We start from the raw sequence: 14,686 nt of genomic DNA, 5'->3' as shown, positions 1-14,686 counted from the left end.
CAGGCAACTGAAATTAACGACTTGAAGCAATTAAAGTTCCGGGCCGCTTGATTCTGCGCCTGCAAAAACAGTCACAGAAGCCGCGAAACACCTATTAAGAGCAAGTTAAGCTTTTTTAAAGGGATCGAATGGCAGGAACGTGCTGAGAACGCCGAGGCGGATCGGCGAAACAGTGGGCGATTTGCGGGTTTTTCAGGCGCTTGGTGTTTTGGAAGGGCCTGCTGCGCGGCGTGCCAACCAGTGCTTAAGGCTGTGTGGCAGCGTGAAATTTGCCACGTGAAAAACAAGCTCTGCCAAGCCCGGCCGCCCCTCGGACAAGGCCGCCTGTAGTAAAAGCCAAAGCGCGCGGATGTCCCCTTCGCGAGCCGCCCGGATACTGGGAAGTGTTAACAAAAACGCGGCGCGAGCACGGGACGTCGTTAGATGACGGCGAGCCTTGATCCAGTCCACATCATCCCGCCATGCCCCCTCAAGCGAGATACGTGGCCGATCGTCCATTGCCCAGAGCGAAAGGGGTTGCCTTGCATCGGGGAAAACAACCTCGACGCCCCTTATCTGAACCGCGCGCAGAATCCAGTCCACATCGACAAACCGCTTACAGTCCGGATCGAACCGCGCTTGATCGAAGAGAGCTCCAGGGACCAGCATCGTCGAGGTTTGGACCACACCATCTCCGGTCCCGGGGCGTTTGCGACAGAAGAGGTACTCGCTCAAAGGTTGACTTGGTTCCGGCAGATGCCTTGGCCAAACAAAACTGGCAGTGTCACTGCGCGCAACAAAGCGGCAAGAGACGATGGGCATAGCGATCCCGCGGCTCTGGGCTGCTTTCGCCGCATCCAGTTGAATGGAAAGCTTCTCCTTCATCCACACATCATCATCGTCTAGAAGTGCGATCCAAGTGCCGGTCGCTGCATCCAGTCCGTGATTCCGCGCGGCGGCATTTCCCATTTGCTCTGTAGGTGTGAGAACACGCAACCGAGGGTCTTTTAACTGATCAAGCGCCGTCACGGTTGCGGGATCGCCGCCGTCCACGACGACAATAACTTCAAGATCGGTGAAGCTCTGCGCCAGGGCTGATCTGATGGCATCGCAGACGAGATCCGGTCGCTGATAAGTCGGGATAATAACCGAGACCGTTGGCGTGCTCATCCCATGCGATCCAAGAGATACACATCCCGCGCACCGTCCTGCAGGGACGTCAGTGCGATCCGCTTGCCATCAGCGGACGGGCACGGATGCAGATCGCATCTGAAGGGACCGGACTTCGGAACATGGCCTGTAAAGGTCGCGATGGTCTGAGACACATCCGCCGCTGCATCCCAAGTGATCACATCGATCTTTTCGTTATAGGGCGTATCGAGCACAAACAGGTTGCCGTCATCCAGATGTCTCATGTGGACATTTGCCGTGACCAGATCAGGGGCCATTTGATGCAGCATTGTCCCCAAGGGCGCGCTGTCGAGATAGAGCCGCAACGCATTGCGCTGCCAGAAATAGAGCCGTTCGCTGTCGAGCCAGATGACGTGGCTGGTCGCGGGCGCCAAAAACCTCAGATCGCTGCCATCCATTTTACAGGTCAAACTGACACCTTGTCGATCGTCCCAACCGCGCCCGATCCGACGCCACCGGAGTTTAATCGTAAATCGCGTCCCGTCAGGTGAGATCTTGGCGTGATTGAACCAGTAATGCACGCGCAGACCCTGCCGCTTTATATAGTCTCGCCAGCCACGGTGTTTGTTCATGAACCCAACAGCGCGCCTGATATCCAACAAAAGCGTCCGATGCCCGGTTTCGATATCCATCGCCCAGACACCGTCATCGGCCGGCGCGCGTGACAACCCATCGGGGGCGACGCCGCCTGGATAGCCATAGCCAGCTCGCAGGGCATCAAGCCGGGTCATATCAAGCGAAAGCGCGGTTTTCCCCGCCGCATCAATTGCATAAACTTGTCCTGGGAGTGTCCGTACGTCTCCGGTCAATGTATCTTTCACCCGCGCCACGATCTTTCCGTCCTCACGGTCATTCCAGACGACGCGCGGTCCGCCCGCAATCCACTGTGCCATGGGACCTTGCTGCCAAGACCACGCCCGGCTCTCTCCGATTATCTGAAAATTGTCCGGTCCCGCGGCGTTGCAACCTACCAGTCCGATCTCGACGGCATCTTCAGCGCCTGGATGGCGCATGGTGAACGGCAATCTGTGGGCTATGATCTGAGCACCCGGCTCGTCAAACACCGGTATGTCGTAGTAAGAATGGGAAATCCCGCCGCTCTCTGCCAGGGACTGGGTCAATTTCGTCAACCGCCAACCGCTCACGCACCAACCCTTTCATACCTTTTCAGAAAGTCGAATTGCGTTGTTAGCTCATCGACATCCTGAATCTGGGCATCTGTCCAACTGAGCCGGTCACGGGACCGGGACCGGCCTGCATGAACCAGTGCCGAGGCCGCGTTGAGCCAGTCATCCTCGGCGTTCAGTTTAAGAAAATCTGCGATGCGGCGCAGTCCTGCAACGGGATCTTGGGTGAAAGCCTCATACCCAATCTCGAGCCAGTTCTCGGGCGGGATACGCGTTTTCATATCCGCGATAGCGTCGCATAAACTGCGGTAGTCGGCAATCATAGCGTCTGATGCCCCGGTGGGCAGAGTGCCATCTGCTTGGGCCGCGTCAACCGCTGGCCCTGCGGAAACGCCATCCGATGCAGCCTTGATCCGTATGCGATCATAGGCTCCGCCACGCCGCAATGTCATCGTCGCAATATTGTCCTCCGGCGCGCGTGTCACCAGCAGCCAGCGCGGATGCGGCGCACTGGATTTTAGGACACGATCAAGCAAACCCGGCGTAGCCGCAGACCATCGCGCGGCCCAATCGCCCTTCTTGTCACCGATCACTTGCGGCGACTGATCAGAAGACGACACGCCATCCACCGCATAGGAATATCCGTTCCACCACTTGCCGTTGTCGGCAAACGCGCGGGCATTTCGAGCGATCAACCGCGCTATCTGCGCATAGGACAAACCCCCGCGGAACAGGCCCATCGCATCGAGCTCATGTGCGACAATGGCCCGTGGATGCGCGTCGATTAGGGCGCCGATCAGCGAATGCCCAGACCGGGGAAACCCCACGAACTGGGCGAAAGTCTGCGCCCTAGCAGGATCAACGCCCCGCACCGGGACGTATGACATTGCCCTTAGCCGCCAGAGCGGCATGTCCGTGTGTCGCCGGGATGCACGACCATCAAAAACCGGCACGGAATGGTAACCGGCCCGTTTTTGGGAAACTGGATCAGCCGGGGTTGTGGTCATAGCTGAGGGACCTTCCGGTCCGGGCTTGACGTTGTGGATGCCGTCGCCGAACCTGCCATCTTGAATGCCAAAGCGGCTCGCCACAGCGCAAGCGCGGCCAGCGGCGCCTTCCCCTTGATCCATTTTGCCTGTTTCAACATGGAGCCTATGACCTGTCTGCGAAAATCGACCAGAACGGCTGGCGTCTCGCGATGTTTCGCGATGGCGTAGATGTCCTGCAAGCCGTTTATCCCGGCACGGACCTTATCGGCGGACAAAGGCTTGAACCCCTGAAACAAATCGACGGTGGACCCCACATCGTAGGGCAATTCGCCGCCGAAATAGTCCGTTTGCAAACGTTCTGGTACGCTCCGGCTGAGTTTCTGCCCCGCATCCCCGCGGGTCTTCATGACAGACCCTGAATGAACGCGGTACCTCACCAAGCTGTCAGGCAGATTGTCGATCACCGTCTTGTCGCGCAGACGTGCCCAAAGATCGCTGTCCTGCGCGGTCCAGTAGGCGGGATCATAGCCGCCGACATCGCGCACAACGGCCGTTCGAAACATCACGCCCGGATGCAGGATCGGGTTCATAAACAACATGCGAAAACGCAGGATGTCAGGACCAGTGGGTGGGATCACTGTCGATATCAGTTCATCGTCATCAGAGATCCGGTCATACCCGCAGGACAAGACACCAAGATCGGGATTATCGGTGAAGGCATCGGCCTGCAGGATCAGACGGTCCGGATGGTAAAGATCGTCCCCGTCCGCCCGCGCAACCAACGGTGCGCCGCATGCCTCCAGCCCATAATTTAGCGCCGCAGCAAGACCCGTGGGCGTGTCCCGCCTGAGCACGCGGACGCGGTCATCGCGTTCGACCCACCCCGCCAGAAGCGCAGGTGTTTCATCATCACTTCCGTCATCAACGATAACAAATTCGATGATCTGCCCGGACGGTGATCTTAAATCGGCCAGGCTGTTCAAGGTCGCAGGAAGATGGGCAGCCCCGTTGCGCAAGCTCATCAAAACGCTGATCGCAGGCGGAGGACCATCCGCGGCTTCAGGCATTGGCTGGCCGCGTCGAGCGCTGCGCGAATTTCGCGCGCATGCGCGCTGCCAAACGCATTCGGAACGCCAAGAACTTCCAGGATGAGGATGCGCGGTGGCCCTTGTGAACCGCCACGTCCTGCAATCTGATCTGTCCGTGTTCCGCCAGATACCGCGTCAACTGACCGCCGACCTCCTTACCCGCGGCGCTTACACCAGGCGTTTCAATCCGCCGTTTGAACGTCGTTTCGCGGGTCGCAGTCCACTTGTAGTGATCCACTCGAAACGGGAAGGCGAACCGAAACTCAGGGCGCATAACCCCCGGAAAGGTCGCAAGCCGCCCACCTACCAGATATCGCGGCGCTTCCCCCTCCGGAGATGGATTATGACCACCGCGGCTTGGCAAAACACGCGCGCTGTGTAGCATCAGTTTCGTTGTGCCATCGACACCGTGGTACTTGCCGCGACCCATCAGTGACAGATGCATCTCGGCCTGCAGCGGGAACTGCACTGACAACGGCGGCGTTTCCAACACGGGGTTCAACGCACCGGTCTCGGAAAGGCGATCAATGAGAACACCCTGCACTGCGTTGTATCCCTTTGTTTCGCAATGGGCGATGACAGAGCCGATGGACCCGGGATAGGCGTGGTGCTCATCCACATCCGCATTCAAGATCCAGTCACCGCGGTCAGCGATGTCCCGCTGAAGTCGGCGACGCTCCGCCCACATTCCATCGCTTGTGTAGCGCTCGACCCAGCGACGCGGCGGTGCAGCGCCGAGATCGGCAAGGATCCGCTCCGCCTGCTCAAATCCCGGTGCATCTGGATCCGCAGAGTTCAGAATCATATGAATTCTGTCTGCGCGAACACCAAGTTGCTGATAGTGCGCCAGAAAATGAGGCAAATGAGACAATTCGAGATCAACACCCAAACAGCTCACAAGTCGAACAACCGAAGTATCAGACACAACGATGCGCCGCCAAATTGTGTGATTTGTTTAGAAAAACGACCATTTTCCCAGCACCCCATTCAAACCCTTACTTTGCCCAACCTACACCCTGTGCCGCGGTTCCATCAGTGGCGACGTCAGGGTAGACTTGGCTTGCAATCTCGTTCACCAAGATACTGCACTGCAGCAAATGAGGCCAGAGCGTCTGATGCTTGAAGGCTACAACCGGATGATAGGGCTCTTGGACAGCGCCCAGAAACGCCGCGGTATGCTGGCCATCTGCATGATGTTCGTGACCGGCGCGCTGGATCTGGCCGGCGTTGCCTCTATCCTGCCGTTTCTCGCTGTTTTGGGAAATCCGGATGTTATCCAAACGCAGCCACTTCTATCTTCGACCTACAATGCATTGGGCTACACTGACAGCGCCGCGTTCCTGAGATTTCTCGGCGTCGTCGTTTTTGTGATGGTTCTGACCAGCATCGCCGTGCGCGCATTGACCTTCTATCTGATGGTCCGATTCAGCCGCGGTGTCGTTCTGACCCTCGCCAACCGAATGCTCGCGCATTACCTGTCCCAGTCCTACGAGTGGTTTCTGGGCCGCCATTCCGCAGATCTCAGCAAAACCGTTCTGGCGGAGGTCAATCAGGTCGTATCTCATTCAATCAGCCCCGCAATGCGTCTGATCGCCAACGCCATCGTTGCTATTCTTCTGTTGGGGCTTCTGCTTTGGCTTGAGCCTGTTGGCGCAGTCATGACCGCTTTCATCATCGGCGGGCTGTTCGGGGCCACCTATGCTTTTTTGAGAAAGCGCCTTCTGGCCATCGGGCAGGATCGCAAACTTGCCGTACGCGAGCGTTTCCAAATCACTCAAGAAGCGTTGGGCGGCATCAAAGAGGTCAAACTTCTTGGTCTTGAGCAAAGCTATGAAGATCGTTTCCTTGGTCCATCACGGAGGCTCGCCCGCCATCAGGCCAGCCTTGCGCTTGTGGGGGAGATGCCGCGATACGTGATGGAAGCTCTCGCCTTCGGGGGCATCCTGTTATTCATTCTCTGGGTCCTCTGGAGCAACAACGGCGCCTTAGAAGCTGTCCTGCCGACCATCGGTGCGTTTGCCTTTGCCGGGCTGAAACTGATGCCGACCTTGCAAGGTCTCTTCCGCGACATCGCACAGATTCGGTTTGGCCGCGCCGCGCTGGATGAACTTTACGATGAACTTCAGAGCGCGCACGCTGGCGACCGCCGCACCGGCCCCCGTGTCGCGCCTATGGGTCTGGATCGCGAAATCCGGCTTGAGGCGGTCAGCTACCAATATCCAGGCTCTGACAGAACCGCCATCCAAGATCTGTCCCTGAGCATACCCGCCAAGACAAGTTGCGGCTTTGTTGGCAGCACCGGAGCAGGCAAGACCACCGTGATCGACATTCTGCTGGGCCTCCTGCGCCCAAGCGATGGCGCGCTTTTGGTAGACGGTGTCGAGATCACGCGGGACAACATGGATGCGTGGCAGAATACGATCGGCTATGTGCCTCAGACAATCTACCTGACGGACGACACGATCGCAGGCAATATCGCCTTTGGCGTTCCAGCAGACGAAGTCGACCGTAAAATCGTGGCGAAAGTCGGGAAACTCGCGAAGCTCGATGAGTTCGTGGACAAGCTGCCCGACGGCTATGACAGCGTCATCGGCGAAAGTGGTGTGCGGCTGTCCGGCGGACAACGTCAGCGTATCGGAATCGCCCGCGCGCTCTATCGTGACCCGGCCGTTATCGTATTTGATGAAGCGATGAGCGCCCTTGATACCGTCACCGAACGCGCGGTGCTGGAGGCGATTGACGCCCTGCAGGGCGAGAAAACGATCCTCACGATCACACACCGCCTATCGACCATCATCCACTGTGATCAGATCTATATGATGAAGGACGGCCAGGTCGTCGGCCATGGCAGCTACGATGAGCTGATTGACCAGAACTCTGGTTTTCGCGCCTTGGCGGAGGCTGCCGAATGAACGCCGCATCTGAAGGAGGAACGCTTTTTCTTCACATTGGGATGCCCAAGACCGGCTCGACCTTTCTGCAAGACCACATCTTTCCCAAGCTGGATCACTTACATGTCCGAGCCGTGCCGCACACCGCACTCTTCAATGAGCGCGGAGACAAGGCCATTGAACGTCGTCTCATGGGCTGCGCCTTGCGCCGCGCCGCTTCGATCTGGTCTGCCGCAGGTGACCAGATGTTTGAGGAGCTTCTCGGGAACCGCATGGATTGGCTGAAAAAGCCGCGCGATCTGCTGATCTCGGACGAAGCCATCGGACGCGCGGCCCGCCGCCCCGGGACGCTCGCCATTCATCTGGCCGCGCTGGCGGAACACGCACGCAAGTGGGGTTTTCAGAAGGTGAAAGTTCTGATGGTTATTCGCCGTCAGGACACATGGCTCGCATCCCACTACGCCCAGATTTCGAACCGCGTGACCGCTGCAAACCAAGGCGGGTTTGAGCAAATGGTCGCGCGCACACTTGATCCGCGAATTGACCGGTGCGGGTTCGGCATGGTGATCGACTACGCCGCGCTGCAGGCCGCTATCCTCCGCGAATTGGGCAATGCCAGCCTTACCGTTCTACCGCATGAGGCGATGCGGGCAGACAAGGGCGCGACCCTGCGCAATATTCTGATATGGCTTCGGACACCTTCGGAGATGGTCGAGGCACTGACACAGCATGCCGAGGGGTCCCGCGCGAATGTCAGGCAAGCAGAAACAGGCGTCTGGGCCCTCCGACCTTATCAACTTGGCAAGATCAACGCACCCTCTTGGGCCATGCCGGGACGTGGCAAGACGATCCGCCTGACCTCTACACTGAGTGCCGCAATTCTGGAATCTTACAGCGCAGGCAACGCGCTTTTGGCGCGATCGATCCCGGCAGACCTGCAAAAATGGGGCTATGTGCCATCCGGCACCGCACCCCGCCCCGTACTGGAAGGGATCGCCTCGTGACACGGGTTCTGATGTATTCCCCCACCCGACGCGCCGATAAAGGTGGCGTGCAGCGCATGATGGATGATCTTGAACGCATGCTGCCTGACCACGACCTTTCCGTCCGGCGCATGGGTCCGGACGAAACGGAAGAGACCGAAGGGATTGCTTTTCACCCGACAGCGGACGCAACTGACGAAGGCACACCCACGCTTGCTGCTATCCCAAAAGCCGCGAGCTCAGCCGTTAACCTCGCACAGGTCCTCCGCCGTGAACGGCCCGATGTCGTGAACATCCATTTTCCGACCGGTGTGATGTCCTACTTCATGGGCATGCGGCCCTTCTTCAAATTCAAGCTGCTCGTCTCAATCCACGGTGGCGATGTATTGCGCCCAACCCCGCAGATGAAAGTGCATTTGCCGCGGTTCCTGCGCGCGGCCGACGCGATCACAGCAGTATCGCAAGAGCTGGCGCAAACCGCCCAAGACTACGCGCCCGCCATAGCACCCAAGCTGCATTACATCCCCAACGGCGCTGACGCAGATTTCTGGCGGCCCGTAGACGTACCGGTCATACCGGGCCGGATCGTCAGCGTTGGCCGCTTGCTGACGATCAAGGGGTTCGACCTTCTGATCGAGGCGATGAAAGCGCTGCCCAACGCGGTCGCGCATATCTATGGCGAAGGGGACGAGCGCACAAAACTACAGTCCCAGATCGACGCCGCCGGTTTGAACGCCCGGGTTGTTTTAAAGGGCCATGTCAGCCCGGACCAGTTGCGCACCGCTCTGTCCGAGGCGGAGGTTTTCGCCATGCCGTCCCGTGGCGAGGGGATGCCCCTTGCCCTGATCGAAGCCCTGGCCTGCGGCTGCCCAGCGGTTGCCACTGATGTCGGCGGCATACCGGATGTTTTGACACAGGACGCAGGTCGCGTCGTACCCCGCGAAAACGTCCCCGCCTTAGCCGACGCCCTGTCCGAGGCTTTGTCTGGCGCGGCGCATTATACCAGACAGGGCGCCCGCGCACGGGCTGAGGCCTTTTCCCACACCGCCTGCTATGATCAATACGCCCAACTCATTCACTCCCTTGCCGCACGCGACCAGCGCGGCCATGCCGCAGAATGAGCAAACAGCCACTCTATATGACACCCGCAGCGGCGGACAGGCTTGGCGGCCCCATCGCACGGAAACTCAGTTGGTGGCGTGATCGCGCGGGTCAACGGCTGGCAAACCTTGGATGCCCCACGCCCGTTCTGGCCCGTCGCTGGGTCCGCCACAAACCCGCATCAGCAGTGGGTAATGTGCTGGAGGTTCACCCTGAACGCCGCCACACAGCCCCTCTACCGTTCAACTTGAACAATGCAAAAAACCTATCTCGCGATCCCGGGTGGTGGGGATTTTCACAACGGGATGTCCTTAACCGCCCAGTTTCGCCTGCCCGTGTTCTGACCTTGTCAAACACGCGCATCTTGTCGTGCCAAACACCCGATGCCGCGATGGACTTTTCCCCCGCAATCATGGACCCGACTGGCCAAAGCCTTGATCTGCGTGAGATTAGATATCGCCCTTTCCACGCGGCGCTTGCCGCGCGTCCGCCGGATCTTGTCATGGATCATGCGGTTTGGATCGCAGAGCGGGTGTTTGACAACCACTCCCACTGGCTCTCGGCTCATCTGCCAAAACTTGTCTTATTGAAAGATCGCGGGCAGCTGACGGATCTGGTCCTGCCCGAGAAGCGCCCGCAGACTGTCGACGACAGCCTTCGCATGCTGAGTATCGACCCCGAGGATTGCGCCGTCCTTCCGCTGAATGCTGTTCTTTACGCCAAAACTCTGACGCTGGTCGAAAATGACAGGTTTGATCCCGCGCTGCTGAACGCAACCCGCGCAGCTTTGGCGCCCACCCGAACGCCGACGCGGCGAATTTTTATCAGCCGCAAGGCCGCCAAAGGGCGGAAACTGATTGAGGAAGAACAATTAATGCCAGTGCTCACGGAAGCCGGGTTCGAGACGGTGGTGATGGAGCATCTTAATTTCGCCGAGCAGATTGATCTGATGTCCGAAACCGCTGTTTTACTGGCCCCCCATGGGGCTGGCCTGACGAATATGCTCTTCTGTCCAATCGGCACACGTGTCATTGAGATGGCTGATCCCGCCTATCCGAATCCGAATTTCTACGCGATGGCTGCGGCCTTGGGTTTGCCTTATGCGCTCATCGCTGCAAAGGGTGTAGGGGCCGCTCATCCGCTGGAGCAGGATCTTTCAGTTGATCCGGCAGAGGTCGCGCGGGTGCTGGCCCTGATATGACATCCGTTTCTATCGTAACCCCGTGTCGAAACGGTGAGGCTTTTCTCGCAGCAACACTCAGATCGGCGCTCAACCAGACCGAGCCGCCGCTTGAGATCATCGTGATCGACGACGGTTCGACCGACAAAAGCCGAGCCATCGCGGAAAGCTTCGGCGCGCGTGTGAAGGTTCACGCGGGCACCGCAAAAGGCGCTGCGATTGCCCGCAACACCGGTGCAAGCCTCGCCAGGGGTGACCGGATCATGTTTCTGGACGCCGACGATTTGCTCACACCCGGCACGCTGGCCGCCCTAGGCCGGGCCCTCGATGAGGCCCCGGCGGAGGCAGTTGCGCTTTGTCCATGGGACCGCTTGGAAGCCGCCTCAGACGCGCCACTAACCCCTTGGTACATCAAACCCGCATCAAACGCGTTGCCGCGACCAGGCCAGGACGCCTTGGCAAACTGGCTGACCGGCACGTGGTCGCCACCGTGTTGCGTGCTTTGGACCAAGGAAGGCTTCGCAGCGAGCGGTGGGTGGCTGCAAGAGGCGGGCCTTGATGACGACGGCAACTTGCTGCGCCGCGCTTTGGCGCGAGGTGTGACGCGTGTCTGGGCATCGGATGGGCTCGCGCTGTACAGACGGTTGCCCGGCGAGATGGTCTCCTATTCGGGCAGGCGATTGCAACCCTTCGGCCTGCGCGCGCGACTGAACTCCCTCAGCGATACGCTTGATGCCTTGGGTAATCAGGCCGCAAAGTACCGCTCGGCTTTCATGACATCCGCTCTTGAGCTTCGACGGGACGCCGCCAAACATCCTGAATTCGCGGGCGAGATTCAGGCGATGATCGACCGCGCAGGTGGGGCACGCCCTTGGGACGGTTTGAAAGAGGCGGTAGGACAGCTAGGCGCCCGCGCGATGGCATGGCGGAACGAACGGACGACGCCCATCGTGGAGACCAAGATATACGCCATGGACGACACACCCGAACCCGTCACCTCAGGACCGCGGGTCAGCGTCATCATCCCGACCTTCAATCGCAGCAACATGGTTCGGAACGCCGCACAGAGCGCGCTGGATCAAACCTATGAGACAACCGAGATCATCGTGGTAGATGACGGCTCTACTGATGACACGGCCGGGGTTCTAGCCACCCTGACCGATCCGCGCTTAAGAGTTATCACGCAGGTCAATCGCGGCGTGGCCCGGGCCCGGAACGCGGGGATTGAAGCGGCAAAGGGCGAATACCTCGCGTTTCTTGATGCAGACGATCTTTGGCGGCCCGAAAAGCTGGCGAAGCAGGTCGCCCTCATGGAAGCAGCGCCCGCGCGGACCGGATACTGTTATACCGCCGTCGATATCATGAAAGACGGCACGACAATCGAGACACGCCGCGCGCGCTACACAGGCTCCTGTCTGCCCGTTTTATTGCTCACAAATCCGATACATGCGCCTCTTTCCAGCGGGCTGGTGCGGCGCGAGGTTTTTGACGCCATCGGTGGCTTTGATCCGGACATGCCTTCCATGGAGGATTGGGAGTGGATACAGCGACTGGCCCGGCTCTACGACATCACGGCAGTTGATGAGCCACTAACAATCTATAACGACCATGAGACAGACGACCGACGCTCCCGCGCATTTCGGCGCAACATGGATGCTTTGGCGATGCTGTGGACCCGCAATGCCCATGCCTTGCGCCGGGTGGGGGCCGCGCATCTCTACCTGCTCGAATGTGCCCGGCGGGAATTGCGTGAGGATCAGGGCAATCCGGTCAAAGGCCGCGCCATCGTGCGGCGGATGCTGAGCGAACGCCCGCAGATCTGGCGTAACTGGATGTGGTTGCCTTACATGCTGGCCCCGTTTTCCCTGCGGGCAAAGCTGCGTGAGATCGACGCCCCGCGTTACGAACGCAAACAGGCACGCCAGACCTAGCGGATAAAGGCCACGCTCAGATTGAAGTGCGCCACGTGATCGGCTTAGGGTGCGCGCAGCATATCTGAGGGAGAGTGAGAATGGCGAAAGTTGCGTTTCTGGGTCTGGGCGTCATGGGGTATCCGATGGCAGGACACCTTCAGGCGGCAGGGCATGATGTGACCGTCTACAACCGGACCACCTCCAAAGCAGAAAGCTGGGCTAAGGACCACGGCGGCGGCCACGCCAAGACCCCGCGAGAAGCAGCCGAGGGCTGTGATTTCGTGATGGCCTGCGTTGGCAACGATGATGATCTGCGGTCAGTGGTTCTGGGCGAGGATGGCGCTTTCGCTGGGATGTCGGAAGGCGCGGTTTTTGTCGACCACACAACAGCGTCCGCTGATGTCGCTCGGGAACTGGCCGAGATCGGACGCGAAGAGGGTATAGGCTTTGTCGACGCGCCGGTGTCGGGCGGTCAGGCCGGAGCCGAGAACGGCCAGCTTGCCGTTATGTGTGGCGGAGCAGAAGATGATTTCGCCAAGGCAGAGCCCGTAATGGACATCTATGCCAAGGCTGTTGTCCATTTCGGTGATGTCGGCGCGGGGCAACTGACGAAGATGGCCAACCAGATCTGCATCGCAGGCATTGTTCAGGGGATTTCCGAAGGCATTCACTTTGCAACCAAAGCAGGCCTCGACGCGAAAAAAGTCGCGCAGCTTGTCTCGCAGGGTGCGGGCGGATCATGGCAATTGGCGAACCGGGCGGACACAATGGTTGATGGCCATTTCGACCACGGCTTTGCTGTTGACTGGATGCGCAAGGATCTGGGTATTTCGCTCGAAACCGCAAAAGGTCTTGGGGTGTCCCTGCCTATCGTCGCACTGGTGGACCAGTTCTATGCCGATGTTCAGTCCCTGGGCGGTGGCCGTTGGGATACATCGTCACTGATCGAACGGCTGCGCGCTTTGTCCGGGGAAGCCAAATGATCGATCCGGATAGGTTTCTGCGCGGTCTTTTTGAGGTTGCCGTTGCCGCTGCAGACCCCCTGCTCGCCGTGCCACCAGCGCTTAGTGAACGCCCAAGTGGACGTGTCGTGGTCGTTGGCGCGGGCAAGGCATCCGCGAAGATGGCCCAAGCGGTGGAAACGGTGTGGGGCGCGTGCGAGGGGATCGTGATCGTACCCCATGGGGCGGCCTTGCCAACCGAACATATCGAGATCGTGGAGGCGAGCCACCCGGTGCCAGACGCGGCGGGTCATGAGGCAGCGCTTCGAATTCTGACGTTGCTGGAAGATCTGGGTGAGGGGGATTTCGCGCTGTTCCTGATCTCGGGTGGTGGTTCGGCGCTGCTATCTGCCCCCTGCGCAGGTGTGACGCCGGAACAAAAGCAGACGATCAACAAGGCCCTTCTAGCCTCAGGCGCGGCAATTGATGAGATGAATTGTGTACGAAAGCACCTCTCGTCCACCAAAGGCGGGCGGTTGGCCGTCGCCGCTTACCCGGCGCAGTCCCTAACACTGACGATCAGCGACGTGCCCGGGGATGATCCCAGTATCATTGCGTCCGGCCCGACGGTCCCTGACACGACCACATCCGCCGATGCATTGACCATCATCGACCGTTACCAGATCGAGCTACCCGACAGCATCCGCAATATTCTGAAAACAGGCGCGTCCGAAACGCCGGACGTAGATCACCCTGCCTTTGCCCGCACGACGCAGAAGATGATCGCGCGCCCGCAAAGTGCGCTGGAGGCCGCCGCGCGGATCGCCAAGGAACAGGGCGTCACACCGATGATACTGGGCGATGCGATCGAGGGCGAGGCCCGCGAAGTCGGCAAAACTATGGCCGGGATTGCCCGCCAGATCGTCGCTCATGGCCAACCCCTAGAGACGCCCTGTGTGTTGCTGTCGGGCGGGGAAACAACCGTAACCGTACGGCAAAAGCCCGGCATAGGCGGTCGCAACGGGGAATTTCTGCTCGGGTTTGTAACGGCGTGGGACCATGATCGCGTGTCTGCGCTGGCAACGGATACGGACGGGATCGACGGGTTCGGCGACAACGCAGGCGCGATTTGGACGCACGCCGTACGCGAAAAGGCAGAGCCTCTGAACAAGCGCGACTATCTCGACGGGCACGACAGCTATACCTTCTTCAAGGAAGCGGGTGGCCTTATCATGACGGGACCCACGCAGACCAACGTAAACGATTTTCGCGCAATCCTAATTCTCTAGATATCGAAAATTCG

General features: G+C 59.4%; 12 protein-coding genes. 7 read left to right on the top strand and 5 right to left on the bottom strand.

The annotated features are described in order from the left end of the window. Positions 1–192 precede the first annotated feature (192 nt). The 5 genes from KIN_RS09775 to KIN_RS09755 are packed head-to-tail and all read right to left on the bottom strand — an operon-like array spanning position 193 to position 5,179. Positions 193–1,149, bottom strand: coding sequence for a glycosyltransferase family 2 protein (locus tag KIN_RS09775; RefSeq protein WP_159806412.1), 957 nt, complete (start codon positions 1,147–1,149; stop codon positions 193–195). Continuing rightward, the gene (locus KIN_RS09770) at positions 1,146–2,315 is read right to left on the bottom strand and encodes a hypothetical protein (protein ID WP_159806410.1); all 1,170 of its coding nucleotides are present in this window, start codon (positions 2,313–2,315) and stop codon (positions 1,146–1,148) included. Before KIN_RS09770 ends, KIN_RS09775 begins: the two co-directional genes overlap by 4 nt. Next, positions 2,312–3,304, bottom strand: coding sequence for a sulfotransferase family protein (locus KIN_RS09765; RefSeq protein ID WP_159806408.1), 993 nt, complete (start codon positions 3,302–3,304; stop codon positions 2,312–2,314). The genes KIN_RS09770 and KIN_RS09765 overlap by 4 nt, the downstream gene beginning before the upstream one ends. Then, the gene (locus tag KIN_RS09760; protein ID WP_159806406.1) at positions 3,301–4,353 is read right to left on the bottom strand and encodes a glycosyltransferase; all 1,053 of its coding nucleotides are present in this window, start codon (positions 4,351–4,353) and stop codon (positions 3,301–3,303) included. The genes KIN_RS09765 and KIN_RS09760 overlap by 4 nt, the downstream gene beginning before the upstream one ends. Beyond that, complete coding sequence (locus KIN_RS09755) at positions 4,346–5,179, bottom strand: hypothetical protein (protein WP_243144883.1); 834 nt, start codon at positions 5,177–5,179, stop codon at positions 4,346–4,348. The genes KIN_RS09760 and KIN_RS09755 overlap by 8 nt, the downstream gene beginning before the upstream one ends. A 310-nt stretch (positions 5,180–5,489) precedes the next feature. Here KIN_RS09755 and KIN_RS09750 point away from each other — a divergent pair, with 310 nt between their 5' ends. The 7 genes from KIN_RS09750 to KIN_RS09720 all read left to right on the top strand — a co-directional run bounded on the left by KIN_RS09750 (position 5,490) and on the right by KIN_RS09720 (position 14,672). Further along, on the top strand, positions 5,490–7,286 hold the full coding sequence (locus KIN_RS09750; protein ID WP_159806402.1) for an ABC transporter ATP-binding protein: 1,797 nt from the start codon (positions 5,490–5,492) through the stop codon (positions 7,284–7,286). Then, positions 7,283–8,269: a hypothetical protein gene (locus KIN_RS09745; RefSeq protein ID WP_159806400.1), complete on the top strand. Its 987-nt coding sequence runs from the start codon at positions 7,283–7,285 to the stop codon at positions 8,267–8,269. Before KIN_RS09750 ends, KIN_RS09745 begins: the two co-directional genes overlap by 4 nt. Then, entirely contained in the window at positions 8,266–9,369 is a 1,104-nt protein-coding gene (locus KIN_RS09740; RefSeq protein WP_159806398.1) for a glycosyltransferase family 4 protein, read from the top strand. Before KIN_RS09745 ends, KIN_RS09740 begins: the two co-directional genes overlap by 4 nt. Further along, entirely contained in the window at positions 9,366–10,550 is a 1,185-nt protein-coding gene (locus KIN_RS09735) for a glycosyltransferase family 61 protein (RefSeq protein ID WP_159806396.1), read from the top strand. The genes KIN_RS09740 and KIN_RS09735 overlap by 4 nt, the downstream gene beginning before the upstream one ends. Beyond that, positions 10,547–12,460 (top strand): glycosyltransferase family 2 protein, encoded by a 1,914-nt coding sequence (locus KIN_RS09730; RefSeq protein WP_159806394.1) that lies wholly within the window; start codon positions 10,547–10,549, stop codon positions 12,458–12,460. Before KIN_RS09735 ends, KIN_RS09730 begins: the two co-directional genes overlap by 4 nt. An 80-nt stretch (positions 12,461–12,540) precedes the next feature. Beyond that, a complete protein-coding gene (locus KIN_RS09725) occupies positions 12,541–13,425 on the top strand; it encodes an NAD(P)-dependent oxidoreductase (protein WP_159806392.1) in 885 nt (294 codons plus the stop codon). Then, positions 13,422–14,672: a glycerate kinase type-2 family protein gene (locus KIN_RS09720; protein ID WP_159806390.1), complete on the top strand. Its 1,251-nt coding sequence runs from the start codon at positions 13,422–13,424 to the stop codon at positions 14,670–14,672. The genes KIN_RS09725 and KIN_RS09720 overlap by 4 nt, the downstream gene beginning before the upstream one ends. Positions 14,673–14,686: the final 14 nt, after the last annotated feature.

This window comes from Litoreibacter roseus, from assembly GCF_009811795.1.
GTDB lineage: Bacteria > Pseudomonadota > Alphaproteobacteria > Rhodobacterales > Rhodobacteraceae > Litoreibacter > Litoreibacter roseus.
Note: the sequence above shows the minus strand (reverse complement) of the source record. Positions and strands in the feature narration are given on the sequence as shown.

Coding starts and splice junctions, on each gene's coding strand:
- KIN_RS09775 (WP_159806412.1), bottom strand. CDS start 1,149: ATGAGCACGCCAACGGTCTCGGTTATTATCCCGACTTATCAGCGACCG.
- KIN_RS09765 (WP_159806408.1), bottom strand. CDS start 3,304: ATGACCACAACCCCGGCTGATCCAGTTTCCCAAAAACGGGCCGGTTAC.
- KIN_RS09760 (WP_159806406.1), bottom strand. CDS start 4,353: ATGCCTGAAGCCGCGGATGGTCCTCCGCCTGCGATCAGCGTTTTGATG.
- KIN_RS09755 (WP_243144883.1), bottom strand. CDS start 5,179: ATGATTCTGAACTCTGCGGATCCAGATGCACCGGGATTTGAGCAGGCG.
- KIN_RS09750 (WP_159806402.1), top strand. CDS start 5,490: ATGCTTGAAGGCTACAACCGGATGATAGGGCTCTTGGACAGCGCCCAG.
- KIN_RS09745 (WP_159806400.1), top strand. CDS start 7,283: ATGAACGCCGCATCTGAAGGAGGAACGCTTTTTCTTCACATTGGGATG.
- KIN_RS09735 (WP_159806396.1), top strand. CDS start 9,366: ATGAGCAAACAGCCACTCTATATGACACCCGCAGCGGCGGACAGGCTT.
- KIN_RS09730 (WP_159806394.1), top strand. CDS start 10,547: ATGACATCCGTTTCTATCGTAACCCCGTGTCGAAACGGTGAGGCTTTT.
- KIN_RS09725 (WP_159806392.1), top strand. CDS start 12,541: ATGGCGAAAGTTGCGTTTCTGGGTCTGGGCGTCATGGGGTATCCGATG.
- KIN_RS09720 (WP_159806390.1), top strand. CDS start 13,422: ATGATCGATCCGGATAGGTTTCTGCGCGGTCTTTTTGAGGTTGCCGTT.